The organism is Bacillus sp. FSL R9-9410 (assembly GCF_038050385.1).
Classification (GTDB): Bacteria; Bacillota; Bacilli; order Bacillales; family Bacillaceae_G; genus Bacillus_A; species Bacillus_A cereus_U.
Genome location: NZ_JBBOTV010000001.1, coordinates 193829 through 206780, shown reverse-complemented (window position 1 = coordinate 206780; position 12952 = coordinate 193829). Strand labels below are relative to the sequence as shown.

The window sequence follows — 12952 nt, the reverse complement described above, 5'->3', positions numbered from 1 at the left end:
TAGTATGTGTCAAATTGAAGAAAATAGGAGATTTAATTCGAATTATAAAAGTCTTTTACGTTATAGAAATTATTAAATTCCTCTTTCGTCCCTTTTGTAAATTCCATTCTTCCTGAAGCAGTATCTTCTTGACTAAAATAATACAGCATTCCATCTTTTAATTCTAATGTTGTCATTACATTTTTCCCGCGATCAGTCACGTAGAAGTTCACAGTATCTCGTTTATGATTTACGACATTTCCTTGAATAACTTTTTCTTTTCTCCCTTTATCATAGAAGACCATTTCAATATACTCATCATTTATTTCTCGAATTTGAATATAGTTATGATATTTTTCCGTATACCAATAACCTTTCATCGTATTAAACGGAGATGAATTCATATAAATAAGGACGATACTACTAATGATAATTAAGAAAGCAAGCAAACCTCTTTTTACTAATTTTTGCTCCCACAACATAGCCATCTTACTCTTTACAGGTAATTTTTCTTTATTGTCTACTTCAGTCACGAAATTATCTTTTCTTATTTTCTCTAAATAATGACCACAACCGCTACAATAATTATCGTAATCTTGAATTTTTCCTCCACAATTAGAACAATGTCTCACTTTTTCCACCTCTATTCCACATTAAATATTAATATATTAACATGAAACACCATAATAAATAGAATAATTTTAGGTCTAACAAAAAACATACCGTTTTCAAATACGGTATGTTTTTCACTCAAACGACTAATAGTATTGTTAGCAAAGAAAGAACCGGAACACCAACTAATAACGATACATGAAACACAACCGATAAATCATTCCCAATCGTCGCTTCCACAGGATCTTTCGCTGGAGAAGCAAGAAATCCAAGTAATCGATCAAAGCGACTTACCGTGTTTGGAAAATCCGGTATTTCTACATGGTCACTATTTAAATGCTGCTTTAATTTATATTCATTCTTAAAAGGATTTTCGCTCAATTTCATCCACCTCCAGCAATTGTTTCAATTTCTTTATCCCATTATGAAGTCTCGACTTCACTGTTCCGACAGGAATATCTAGTACCTCTGCAATTTCTTTTTGCTGCATATCATGATAATAAGAAAGAATCAGGACCGCTCGCTGTTCTTCAGGAACTTTCAAAATTGCATCTCTTACCGTGAGCCGATCTTCGTGGGAAAACTCTACCTCTTGCACTGGTACTAAAAACGGTAAGAGCGAACGCCACTTTTTTCTTCTATTTAATTTATTAATCATAAGACGATAACCAATTTGAAATAAATACGTTTTTACTTTTCCTTTTCGGGTTTCATACATATGTTTCTTACGCTCTAACATTAAAAACGTATCTTGAACGAGATCTATACTTAGTTGTTCATCACGATTAAATCGATACAAAAATGTATATAGCGCTGGCTTGATTAAGACATATAGTTTTTCTCCCGCTTGCTTATCTCCATTTTGATACGCAAGCATGAGCTCCTCCTCAATCCCAATCTGCGCCATGATTTTTAATCTCCTTTATTCCTTTTAACGTTAATGAAATACGGGAAATTAAATATGCACTTGCGACAATGACCCATACTTGTGATTGATTCGTAAAAAATTGAACGTAAGGGTTTTGAATTGTATGGCCGGTTGAAACTAAAATGTTTAATACTTGCACACATATGCATGCATACACGGCAAGGCAGACTGAAATTGTATCAAACACATTCCACTGAAAATACACTTTTGTTTTTGTAAAATCAATTTTATTTCCATTTTTTCGTACAATATACTTCTTATCAAACGGAATAAGGATTGAAAAAATAACAATCATAATAATCCCAACTGTAATCATTGAAATTTTAAATCCAATTGGTATAGGTAATAACATACCACAAGAAAACACAACTATAATTCCAACTAAAGCAAAAGTAAGCATCAATTTATTAGACATATAAAGCGCCTCCCTCATCTATTCTTTCATAAATGTATACAGACGAGGAAGGCACTTCGTTCAAATATTATTTTATTTTTTTAATAATCTTCGCAGGATTCCCGCCCACTACTACATTATCCGGTACGTCTTTCGTTACAACAGCTCCAGATGCAATGACTGCATTATGTCCAATTGTTACGCCCGGATTAATAATAGCCCTTCCGCCAATCCATACGTTATCGCCAATGGTAACTGGTTTTCCGTACTCTGATCCGCTTATGCGCTCCACCGGATCAAGTGGGTGCGTTGCTGTATAAATGTGAACTCCTGGAGCCAACATACAATTCACTCCGATTATAACTGGGCATACGTCTAAAATCGTACAGTCAAAGTTTGCGTAAAAGTTTTCACCAACGTGAATGTTATAACCGTAATCACATCTAAAAGAAGATTCAAGATGAATGTTATCTCCAGTCGTTCCGAATAATTCTTTTACGATTGCACTACGTTCTTCTAACTTTACTTCTGATGTTTCATTTAACTTTCTTGTTAATATACGAGCTTGCTCCCTCTCTTGTACTAAAACCGGATCAGCTGGTATGTACATTTCCCCTTGTATCATCTTTTCTTTTTCTGTTTTCATCATACTATCCCCTTTAACTTATATATATGAGTTTATGATACCATAAAAAAAGAAAGGTCTGAACGTCATTTCGTTCAGACCTTTCTCTCTTAATCTTCCATCGTCGATAAATCGCCTGTTGGTAAGTTTAATTCCCACGCTTTTAATACGCGGCGCATAATTTTACCGCTTCTCGTTTTCGGTAATTTATCTCTAAATTCAATTTGTCTTGGCGCTGCATGAGCTGCTAGGCCTTTTTTCACAAATTGACGAATCTCTTCTTTTAATTCATCAGATGGTTCGTATCCCACGCGAAGCGCGATAAATGCTTTAATGATTTCCCCGCGTACTGGATCAGGAATACCAATTACACCAGCTTCTGCTACAGCAGCATGCTCGATTAATTTACTTTCTACTTCAAACGGACCAACGCGCTCACCTGACGTCATAATTACATCATCAATACGTCCTTGGAACCAGAAGTATCCATCTTCGTCCATATAAGCTGAGTCGCCTGATACGTACCAATCTCCCGGCATGAAGTAAGAATCATATTTTTGTGGGTTATTCCAGATTCCACGCATCATAGCTGGCCAACCTTTACCAATCGCTAAGTTCCCCATTGTGTATGGAGGCACTTCATTTCCTTCATTATCAACAATCGCTGCTTTCACACCTGGAATTGGTTTCCCCATTGAACCTGGGCGGATTTCCATACAAGGATAGTTACAAATAACTTGTCCACCTGTTTCTGTCATCCACCACGTATCATGAATACGAAGTCCAAATGCGCTCATACCCCAGCGAATTACTTCTGGATTTAATGGCTCACCAACACTTAATACGTGACGCACTTGTGATAAATCATATTTTTTAATTGCGTCTTGTCCAGCTCCCATTAACATACGGAACGCTGTTGGTGCGCTATACCAAACTGTTACACCGTAATCTTGTAACGCTTCATACCACGCTTCCGGACTAAAGCGTCCACCTAAAATAACATTTGATGCCCCCACTAACCACGGTGCAAAAATACCGTAAGCTGTTCCAGTTACCCAGCCTGGGTCAGCTGTACACCAATATACATCATCTTCTTTTAAATCTAATACCCATTTCGCTGTTTGATAGTGCTGAACCATTGCGTTTTGAGCATGAAGGACGCCTTTTGGCTTACCAGTAGAACCCGATGTGTAATGTAGAATTAAACCGTCTTCACGGCCTAACCACTCGATATGTAATTCTTTTGAAGCTTGTTCAAATAAAGGATTGAACGCTACAGTTTTACCGCCTTCTTCTGCATTGTCTCCAACAAGAAAGACTGTTTTTAAAGCTGGTAAATCATTTAATGGTATACGCTCTAACAATTCAGGAGTTGTAATTAACACCTTTGCTTCGCTATCTTCTAAACGATCGCGAACTGCGCCTTCCATAAATGCTTCAAATAATGGTCCAACAATTGCCCCTAATTTCACTGCACCTAGAAGTGCGAAATATAATTCTGGGGAACGCGGCATAAAAATAAAAACGCGATCGCCTTTCTCAACATCGCCATAGTTTTTCAGGACATTTCCTGCTTTATTAGAAAAATCCTTCATTTCCTTAAACGTATATTTCTCTTTTCGCGATCCATCTTGATAATAAAGTGCTACTTTATTCTTTCGATCAGATTTCGCATGCTTATCAATTGCCTCATACGCCATATTTACTCGGCCAGTTTCATTCCAAGTAAAATTTTTATTAACCTCTTCCCAGTTAAAATTCGCGTATGCCTCTTCATAATTCGGCAAATTATTTTCTCCTTTAATGACAGGAAGCGTTTCCACTTTCATACTTTACATCCCCCTCCTATGTATTCTATTATCTATTATAATGATATTATTTAAAATTTTCAGTATATTTGTTGATTTTTAGACAAATTTTTAATGACAAAATTCGATTCACATCGCATATATTATAAAGTACGATATTAATAGATTCACAAACCCTCAAGGTGGTGAGCAATAAATTGATTCATAAAAAAATATATAATGCCAGAAACTTAAAAACAGCGAAAGGCACTTTAATTATTGAAGGTCCTGTCTCTACACATAATCTTGAAATGTATGAATTTCATCCAGACTTAATTGCGTTTCGTCCTGCCGAGCAGCAATATAAAGCAATTGTCGAAATTTCTAAATTACCAGAAGCTCGTCTCATTATTGCTAGACATGACCAAACGATCGTTGGATATGTTACATACTTATATCCTGATCCGCTCGAGCGATGGTCAGAAGGAAAGATTGAAACCTTAATTGAACTCGGGGCGATTGAAGTTGTCCCAGCCTTTCGCGGTTGCTCTGTCGGAAAAAACTTATTAGAAGTTTCAATGATGGACGATCATATGGAAGATTACATTATATTAACGACAGAATATTATTGGCACTGGGATTTAAAACAAACAGGCTTAAATGTTTGGGAATACCGAAAAGTAATGGAAAAAATGATGAATGCCGGTGGTTTACAATGGATGGCTACAGACGATCCTGAAATTTGTTCACACCCCGCTAACTGTTTAATGGTTCGCATCGGTAAGCGCGTCGATACGGATTCGATTCAAGCATTCGATCGTCTACGTTTTCACAATCGTTTTATGTATTAATAAAGGGGGCAACTGGAATGATTGTAGAAGAAATTATGAACCAAAATGTAGTAACATTGCATCCAGATGACACAATCGAAACAGCAATCCGAACAATACGTACGAAAGGTATTCGGCACATTCCAATTGTCGATCAAAATAATCACGTAGTAGGCATTATTTCTGACCGGGATGTAAGAGATGCAAGTCCGTCTATTTTAGATGAACAAGTTTCACTCGATATGCTGAAGCAACCGCTTGAACTCATAATGAAACACCCTGTTATGACTTGTCACCCTCTCGATTTCGTTGAGGAAATTGCGACTTTATTTTTCGAAAATAAAATAGGCTGTCTTCCTGTTACGAAAGCTGGAAAACTCGTAGGTATCATTTCTGAATCTACAGTGCTGCACACGTTAGTGAAATTAACAGGAGCTCACCAACCAAGTTCACAAATTGAAATTCAAGTAAAAAATGAACCTGGTATTCTTGGAAAAGTCGTTGCTATTTTTAGTGATTTACAAATAAATATTGTGAGCGTTCTCGTCTATCCAGCAAAAGATGAGAATGATAAAGTACTCGTTTTCCGCATTCAAACAATGAATCCTCTAAAAGTGATTGATGCACTTGAAGCAGAGGGCTACCGCGTATTATGGCCAAACATAATGGGGATGCAAGCATGAGCAGCGCCTTCATTTATTCGGATGACTTTCGGGGCTATTCTTTTAGCCCTGATCATCCTTTTAACCAACTACGCGTCACACTTACGTATGATTTATTACAAAAGAGTGGTTTTATCTCCCCTTCTCAAGTCATCTCGCCAAGAATGGCTACAGATGAGGAAATTGCATTCATTCATACAGAGGAGTACATAAATGCGGTGAAACTTGCTGGAGAAGGAAAGTTAGAAAAATCAATTGCGATGACATATGGGCTCGGAACAGAAGATACACCGATGTTTCCAAATATGCATGAAGCAAGTGCATTACTCGTTGGCGGAACATTAACAGCTGTCGATGCTGTTCTTTCTGGGAAAGTAAAGCACGCCCTCAATTTAGGCGGCGGCTTACATCATGGCTTTCGCGGTAAAGCATCTGGCTTTTGTATTTATAACGATAGCTCTATCGCAATGAAATATATACAGAAGAAATACGGTTTACGCGTTTTATATATTGATACAGATGCTCATCACGGTGACGGGGTACAATGGTCTTTTTATGACGATCCTAACGTGTGCACCATTTCATTACATGAAACTGGACGTTATTTATTTCCTGGAACTGGCGCAGTAAATGAACGTGGACAAGGAAATGGATATAGTTATTCTTTTAACGTTCCGCTCGATGCTTTTACAGAAGACGAATCGTTTTTAGATTCATATCGAACTGTTGTAAAAGAAGTTGCAGAGTACTTTAAACCGGATATTATTTTAACGCAAAATGGTGCTGATGCACATTATTACGATCCACTTACACACCTTTGCGCAACGATGAATATTTATCGTGAAATACCGAAACTCGCTCGTGAAATCGCTAATGAATATTGCGATGGTCGCTGGGTTGCTGTCGGCGGTGGTGGCTATGACCACTGGCGCGTCGTACCAAGAGCCTGGGCACTCATTTGGCTCGAAATGAACAACATCCAAAACATCTCAGGTTATCTCCCTCCAGAATGGATTGACGCTTGGAAAGGACAAGCAGAAACCGACCTTCCCCTCACATGGGAAGATCCAGACAACATGTATCAACCTATCCCTAGAAAACCAGAAATCGAAGAAAAAAATACATTAACTGTAGCGAAGTCTCTCGAAATTATTCGGAATAATATGACAAAATCTTTGTACTAAACAGAGAGGAGGCTCGTTTTAGAACAGCCTCCTTTCTTTTATATTTTGCTACTATTGTCGTTTTTTGTTGTTAAGTCGATATTCCGTGTCGAATCGTTGATGTATTTTTAGTTACTAATGAACTAACCCCAACTCTAATGAAAAAAGGTAGTGATACTATGTGGAAACAACAAATAGTCAATACAAAGCGCGGCACATTCGAAATTTTCACAAAAGGCAATGGCGAACCACTTTGCATTACACATCATTATTCACAGTTTAATAATACAGGTGATTATTTTGCGGATGTTTTTACTTCTACACATCGTGTATTCCTCGTTAATTTGCGAGACACCGGTAACTCTGTAAAAGCCCAGACAGAAAACGAATTAAGTATGATTGAAACCATTCACGACTTAGAAGCAATAAGAGATGCTTTACAACTTCCATCATGGCATTTCGCTGGTCATTCAACAGGCGGTATGCTTGGCCTTTTATATGCCATTACATATCCAACTTCCTTGCAATCATTAGTCATGGCCGGAGCCGCAGCCAGTAACTATACCGAAACATCATTTTGTATTTATCACCCAAAACATCCACAGTTTCATTATATGCAAGAACTCATCGAAAACTTAAAAATCCCTCATCTTACAAATGCAGAACGAAAAGAATTATCTACTAAGAGAACCAAATTATCATTGTATAAACCTGAAAACTACAACTCTTATTTTTGTAAACCAATCCAAAAAACAATGTCCGCTAGTCGGATGAACGCTTTCGCTTATGAATATCCGTTATTTGATTTAAGAAAGTACTTACCTTCTATCCACACAAAGACGCTTATTATTTGCGGAAGACATGATGTGCAGTGCCCGATTCAATATTCTATTGAAATGCATGAGGGGATACGTAATTCGATCTTCGTTCCATTTGAGTACAGTAACCATTATCCTTTTTTAGAAGAAGCTGCTCAGTTTACTTCTACTACGCGAGAGTTTTATAAAACGTTGCAACAAGAAAACAACAGACTTTAGTTCCGTTATTATTGAGGAAATCTAAAATAATATATTACGTTACAGGCTAATTTGCCGACAAAAAGCTCAAAGTCTCTATATGACTATGAGCTTAATTTTCAAAAGAAATATTTCGTACTATATACAAATAAAAGATAAAAGGAAAAAAGCACTAAACCTAAATCAAGTAATACTGACTTTTTATCTCCTTCTTTTAAACTTATCGTAATACTAAAAATGCTTCTAACTATCCAACATATCACCAAAAATAACCAGCCGAAATGGTCATTCGTATAATCTTCATCATAAAACATTTGTATTGCACCTATAATTAATAAAATAAGTATGATATTAGTTCCAATTCTTAAAGCCCTGTTTGATTTATTATTCTTTAATGTATCCCCCAAAATCTAGCACTCCCTCTCAAACTATCCTTCGTTTTAGCAAAACAAAGAAATTTTATTTCTCTTTATATTTTAACACGAATTACCTATTTTCCCCTTTTCACTCAAGTAACAAGCAAAACACACCATTACACATAAAAAAATCGAGCATAAAACCTTTATGATTTTATACTCGATTTAATCTGTCATTTATACAATTGTCCTACGCTCTCTGAACTATTTCCCTACAAATGTAACTTGTTCGCCAGTCGCCCAGCCTCCCATCGGTACAACTGTATACTTCATTCCTTGCTGCAGAGTTGCACCGTTTTGTAAGTCAAAGATTCCTACTGCACCTTTTCGAGAGCTGAAGCGATATTGTGCTTCTACTTTCTTTCCATCTTCACTTTGTAACTCTACTTTTCTACCAGCAAAGAGTTCCATGCTCGGATCTTTGTCTAATGTAACTTGGATAGATTTATTGTCTATTTCTTCTGCACTTTGAATTACTAACGGAGCGATAGACGAAGCAGTAAACTTCGGATTTTTAACTGTTGCCCAGTCAGACGTAATTGTGTACTCTGTTCCTGGTTTCAACGCTTGGCCAGCAGGTAAGCGGAATTTAGGTGCTTGTCTACCATCGGACGCTTGTGTAAACGGAACATATCCAACTTCAATTTTTTCACCTGAACTTGCTGTAATCGTTAGTTTTCTATCACGAAGTGAAGAAATGATTTGATATTGTTTACCATCTTTATCTTTATTTTCTTCATCTAATTGGAATGCTTGATTACCTCTTCCTGCTTTATACGCTTCAATAATATTTGCATAATCTACCACACCATCTTCTAAAAATGATTCAATTTCAAACGTATCATTTGTCACTTGCTTCGCTTGGCGAACATTAATCTTTTCCGAACTTCCTTCAAACTTTTCTTTTTTCCCGTCCTTATAACTTAACGTATATTTTCCACCTGGTTTTTGCACCTTTACAGGTACGATATATGTACTCGTTGCCCCTGTTTTTAGTCTCGGTACATTCACAATTTCCAGGCCATTACTAAACACGAAGTTTTTCTTAATAGCATCTAAGTTTTCTAATTTCACTTCTTCTTCTGATAACGGTTTAGCAAATGTTAGTTGTAATGTCATCGCATTTAATGGCTCTAGTTTCGTAATTTGTGCTTGCTGCTTTTTCTTCTCTTTTTTCGCCTCTTGCTTCGTTTCTTGTTTTGATTGCGCCTGCGTTTCTCCTTGTGCACATCCCGTTACAAGCACTGTAAATCCAATTACTGCTGGTACTAAAAATTTCATTTTCTTCATCCTAATAACCTCCAAATTTATTATCAGTATTTTCCACTTACAAATAATCAAATTGATTTCTGTGATACTTATAATAAATAATGGGTATAAATTGCCTATAAATAAATTATTAAAAAAAGATAAAATAAAAGTAATATATTTTTAATCTCATTCTTTTCAATAAAAAAACCTGTCAACAATTTGACAGGTTCACTACACATTAAAGCGATAACCAGCTCCCCACACTGTTTCAATATATTGCGGATGAGCAGGATCTCTTTCAATTTTTTCACGTAACTTTCTAATATGAACAACAACCGTTGCTAAATCGCCAGCTGAGTCTAATCCCCAAATGCGTTCAAATAACTGTTCTTTATTTAACACTTGGTTTGGATGCATTACAAAAAATGTTAATAAATCAAATTCCTTCGTTGTAAACGCAACTTCTTTATTATTTATAAAAACTTTCCTCGCTCGCTGATCAATAGAAATCCCGTGAATGTATAATGTATCACGCTTCTTAACCATATTTCCTGATAATCTTTCATAACGAGAAATATGTGCTTTTACTCTGGCGACTAACTCACTTGGACTAAATGGTTTCGTTATATAATCATCCGCACCTAATCCGAGTCCACGAATTTTATCTATATCTTCTTTCTTTGCTGAAACAAGTAAAATAGGAATGTCTTTTTTAGCACGTATTTGTTTGCAAATTTCAAATCCATTCATCTTCGGAAGCATAATATCTAAAATAATTAAATCATAATCTTCCTTCAAAGCCATTTGTAAGCCTGTTTCTCCAGAATGCTCTACATCAACTTGAAAATCATGAATTTCTAAATAGTCTCGTTGCAATTCTGCAATACTTACTTCATCTTCAATTAGTAAAACTCTCTTCAATTCATTCACCACATTCCTGTACTTTTTGCAGCGAGAAGAAAATACTTGTGCTTTCTCCAAGCTTACTTTCCGCCCAAATTTCCCCACCATGTTCTTCAACAATTTGCTTCGCTATCGCTAAACCAAGTCCACTTCCACCTGTGCTAGAATTTCGTGATTGCTCTGCACGATAAAAACGCTCAAAAATATATGGAAGTGTATCAGATTCTATTCCTGATCCATTATCCTTCACCTTCACGATAACTTTGTTTTCATTACTTGATGCTGTAACGGTAATTTTTTTCTCACCTTTATCCATGTACTTCACACTATTATTAATTAAATTCGATATAACTCTCTTTATTTTTTCAAGATCCGCTATTACATATAGCGGTGATACATGCTGTAATTGTAAGTATACAGATATACCTTCTTCACTTAAATCCATCTGCATCTCTTCTATCAAATCTTGCATAAACATATTTAACTCTATCGTTTCAAACTGAAATGGAACTCGGTTCAAATCGAGCTTCGAAAACAAAAATAGTTCATCAATGAGTGTGTCCATATGTTTTGCTTTCGTATGAATGGTTGTTAAATATTTATCCATTTTTCCCGGCGTATTTGCTACCCCATCTTTTATTCCTTCCACATAGCCTATAATAGATGTAATTGGTGTTTTTAAATCGTGAGAGATGTTTGAAATAAGTTCTTTTCGATTTTCTTCGTATTGCGTTTGCACTTCAATCGATTCTTTTAACTTCTTCCTCATTTCCTCAAACCCTTGATTTAATTGCCCTACCTCATCGTACGATGTAACTGGAATTTGAAAATCTAAATTTCCTTCTTTAATTCTCTCAGTTGCATCTTTCAATACAAAGATTGGTTTTATCACACTTCTTGAGACAAAATAACTTACTAGTCCAATGAGTAAAATGGCTAAAAGTAAAAGCGCTACGAATAAAATCGGAAATAATTTTTGTGTAAGATCTACGAACGAACTTTGCTTTTTTAGTACAAATATACTCCCTTCTTCATTCTCTGGAAAATAAAAATCAAATTTTACATATCGATAAAATGTACCATTTAGTTCCGTTGTGCCACGACTATTGATATTTGTCTTTTCAAATTTTGGAAGAGCTTCTTTTAAAGCTACGCTTTCAAATACTTTTGAAGCATATGAAATTGCTTCTCCTTTCCTTACAACTATTTTCACATCTTCCTCTTCGATCGATGACATGAACGATTCATCTAACAATTGTGATTGATTCTGTTTAGCCTCCGATTTCAATTCAAGAAAAATATTTTCTTCTTCCGCCGTCAGTGGCTTTTGGATGTAAGAACTCTTGTAGAAATTTTTCACTGATTCCAAATCACCCGTTATCGAAAAAACAATTAAAAATCCCGCGACTAATATAAGCGTAATGGAAACGAGAATAACGGCAATATAAGAAAATAAAAACCTTGTTTTAATAGACATAATTAAAATCCTCACTTTATCTATCCTTATTACTCATAAGCATAAAAATATATGTTCAAATACTCAAGCGATTTTATAGTAATTTTAGCACCAGTTTATAAAAATTTAATGTTCCTATTTTACAGTTTAAATTAGGATGCCGAATTGCTTACAAAAGGAGGTTGAAATTCCATGTTCAAAAAAACATTAAGCATGATATGTTGCGTAATTTTTTTACAAGGATGCTCACAAGAACAAGAAGTTAAAAAGGAGATGACAAACATGGAGACAGCACTACTAACAGCTACTAAGAAACAAGAAACAAATACTGTTATATCATTACTCAAAAAAGGGGCTGACATAAATATAACGGACAATAAAGGACGTACTCCTCTTATGATTGCTACATACAAAAATGATGTAAAAACCGCCAAAGCTCTTATCGACGCTGGTGCTGACGTAAATATCCAAGATAATATGAAAAACAATCCATTTCTATACGCCGGTGCAGAAGGTTACTTAGACATTTTAAAACTAACGATTGATGCTGGTGCAGATCCAGCTCTGACGAATCGTTACGGCGGAACGGCTCTTATTCCAGCCTCAGAGCATGGTTATCTCGATGTAATAAAAGAACTCCTCACTCGAACAAATATCGATGTAAACCATGTAAATAACCTCGGATGGACAGCTTTAATGGAGGCCATCGTACTAAGCAATGGAGATGAAACACAGCAACAAGTCATTCAACTTCTTATTGAACATGGTGCTGATGTAAATATTCCCGACAATGATGGTATTACCCCATTGCAACACGCCCGTGCTCATAACTTTGAAGAGATAGAGAAGATTTTATTAGCGACAAATAAATAAAAGCTCATTTCCTATAAAAAACGTATCATTTTCAAATCTATTTTTTGCCATTCTCCC

15 protein-coding genes are annotated in these 12952 nt (G+C 35.9%); 5 read left to right on the top strand and 10 right to left on the bottom strand.

What is annotated here, in order from left to right:
* Positions 1-32: 32 nt before the first annotated feature.
* From MKX77_RS01180 to acsA, 6 genes are all read right to left on the bottom strand, one after another.
* Positions 33-620, bottom strand: a complete 588-nt coding sequence (locus MKX77_RS01180; protein ID WP_341305608.1) for a zinc ribbon domain-containing protein — start codon at positions 618-620, stop codon at positions 33-35.
* A gap of 109 nt (positions 621-729) precedes the next feature.
* Entirely contained in the window at positions 730-972 is a 243-nt protein-coding gene (locus MKX77_RS01175) for a hypothetical protein (RefSeq protein ID WP_341305607.1), read from the bottom strand.
* Positions 953-1498, bottom strand: a complete 546-nt coding sequence (locus MKX77_RS01170; protein WP_341305606.1) for an RNA polymerase sigma factor — start codon at positions 1496-1498, stop codon at positions 953-955. The genes MKX77_RS01175 and MKX77_RS01170 overlap by 20 nt, the downstream gene beginning before the upstream one ends.
* Entirely contained in the window at positions 1479-1934 is a 456-nt protein-coding gene (locus tag MKX77_RS01165) for a hypothetical protein (RefSeq protein WP_341305605.1), read from the bottom strand. The genes MKX77_RS01170 and MKX77_RS01165 overlap by 20 nt, the downstream gene beginning before the upstream one ends.
* 67 nt (positions 1935-2001) lie before the next feature.
* A complete protein-coding gene (locus tag MKX77_RS01160) occupies positions 2002-2559 on the bottom strand; it encodes a maltose acetyltransferase domain-containing protein (protein ID WP_341305604.1) in 558 nt (185 codons plus the stop codon).
* An 89-nt stretch (positions 2560-2648) separates the two neighbouring features.
* Positions 2649-4367: an acetate--CoA ligase gene (gene acsA / locus MKX77_RS01155; protein ID WP_002067621.1), complete on the bottom strand. Its 1719-nt coding sequence runs from the start codon at positions 4365-4367 to the stop codon at positions 2649-2651.
* Between the two features lie 176 nt (positions 4368-4543).
* Here acsA and acuA point away from each other — a divergent pair, with 176 nt between their 5' ends.
* The 4 genes from acuA (at position 4544) to MKX77_RS01135 (ending at position 8017) form a co-directional block, all read left to right on the top strand.
* A complete protein-coding gene (gene acuA, locus MKX77_RS01150) occupies positions 4544-5176 on the top strand; it encodes an acetoin utilization protein acetyltransferase AcuA (protein ID WP_215554421.1) in 633 nt (210 codons plus the stop codon).
* Between the two features lie 17 nt (positions 5177-5193).
* Positions 5194-5838 carry an acetoin utilization AcuB family protein gene (locus MKX77_RS01145; protein ID WP_078204954.1) on the top strand — a complete coding sequence of 215 codons (645 nt, stop codon included), beginning with the start codon at positions 5194-5196 and terminating at the stop codon, positions 5836-5838.
* Entirely contained in the window at positions 5835-7001 is a 1167-nt protein-coding gene (gene acuC, locus MKX77_RS01140; RefSeq protein ID WP_341307922.1) for an acetoin utilization protein AcuC, read from the top strand. Before MKX77_RS01145 ends, acuC begins: the two co-directional genes overlap by 4 nt.
* Positions 7002-7138: 137 nt before the next feature.
* Positions 7139-8017 (top strand): alpha/beta fold hydrolase, encoded by an 879-nt coding sequence (locus MKX77_RS01135; RefSeq protein WP_341305603.1) that lies wholly within the window; start codon positions 7139-7141, stop codon positions 8015-8017.
* A 98-nt stretch (positions 8018-8115) separates the two neighbouring features.
* Here the strand turns inward: MKX77_RS01135 and MKX77_RS01130 are convergent, their stop codons facing one another.
* The 4 genes from MKX77_RS01130 to MKX77_RS01115 form a co-directional block, all read right to left on the bottom strand.
* Positions 8116-8403: a hypothetical protein gene (locus MKX77_RS01130; RefSeq protein ID WP_085312531.1), complete on the bottom strand. Its 288-nt coding sequence runs from the start codon at positions 8401-8403 to the stop codon at positions 8116-8118.
* A gap of 213 nt (positions 8404-8616) precedes the next feature.
* Positions 8617-9702 (bottom strand): hypothetical protein, encoded by a 1086-nt coding sequence (locus MKX77_RS01125; protein WP_341305602.1) that lies wholly within the window; start codon positions 9700-9702, stop codon positions 8617-8619.
* 192 nt (positions 9703-9894) lie between these two features.
* Positions 9895-10584, bottom strand: coding sequence for a response regulator transcription factor (locus tag MKX77_RS01120; protein ID WP_341305601.1), 690 nt, complete (start codon positions 10582-10584; stop codon positions 9895-9897).
* Between the two features lies 1 nt (position 10585).
* Positions 10586-12043: a sensor histidine kinase gene (locus MKX77_RS01115; RefSeq protein WP_341305600.1), complete on the bottom strand. Its 1458-nt coding sequence runs from the start codon at positions 12041-12043 to the stop codon at positions 10586-10588.
* Positions 12044-12214: 171 nt separating this feature from the next.
* On the opposite strand from MKX77_RS01115, the gene MKX77_RS01110 reads away from it, so the two are divergent.
* Positions 12215-12895 carry an ankyrin repeat domain-containing protein gene (locus MKX77_RS01110; RefSeq protein WP_341305599.1) on the top strand — a complete coding sequence of 227 codons (681 nt, stop codon included), beginning with the start codon at positions 12215-12217 and terminating at the stop codon, positions 12893-12895.
* Positions 12896-12952: the final 57 nt, after the last annotated feature.

What these genes read in the sequence shown, in the direction of transcription:
- MKX77_RS01170 (WP_341305606.1), bottom strand. Translation starts at nt 1,498, where the DNA reads ATGGCGCAGATTGGGATTGAGGAGGAGCTCATGCTTGCGTATCAAAAT.
- MKX77_RS01165 (WP_341305605.1), bottom strand. Translation starts at nt 1,934, where the DNA reads ATGTCTAATAAATTGATGCTTACTTTTGCTTTAGTTGGAATTATAGTT.
- MKX77_RS01160 (WP_341305604.1), bottom strand. Translation starts at nt 2,559, where the DNA reads ATGAAAACAGAAAAAGAAAAGATGATACAAGGGGAAATGTACATACCA.
- acsA (WP_002067621.1), bottom strand. Translation starts at nt 4,367, where the DNA reads ATGAAAGTGGAAACGCTTCCTGTCATTAAAGGAGAAAATAATTTGCCG.
- MKX77_RS01145 (WP_078204954.1), top strand. Translation starts at nt 5,194, where the DNA reads ATGATTGTAGAAGAAATTATGAACCAAAATGTAGTAACATTGCATCCA.
- acuC (WP_341307922.1), top strand. Translation starts at nt 5,835, where the DNA reads ATGAGCAGCGCCTTCATTTATTCGGATGACTTTCGGGGCTATTCTTTT.
- MKX77_RS01135 (WP_341305603.1), top strand. Translation starts at nt 7,139, where the DNA reads ATGAAAAAAGGTAGTGATACTATGTGGAAACAACAAATAGTCAATACA.
- MKX77_RS01125 (WP_341305602.1), bottom strand. Translation starts at nt 9,702, where the DNA reads ATGAAGAAAATGAAATTTTTAGTACCAGCAGTAATTGGATTTACAGTG.
- MKX77_RS01115 (WP_341305600.1), bottom strand. Translation starts at nt 12,043, where the DNA reads ATGTCTATTAAAACAAGGTTTTTATTTTCTTATATTGCCGTTATTCTC.
- MKX77_RS01110 (WP_341305599.1), top strand. Translation starts at nt 12,215, where the DNA reads ATGTTCAAAAAAACATTAAGCATGATATGTTGCGTAATTTTTTTACAA.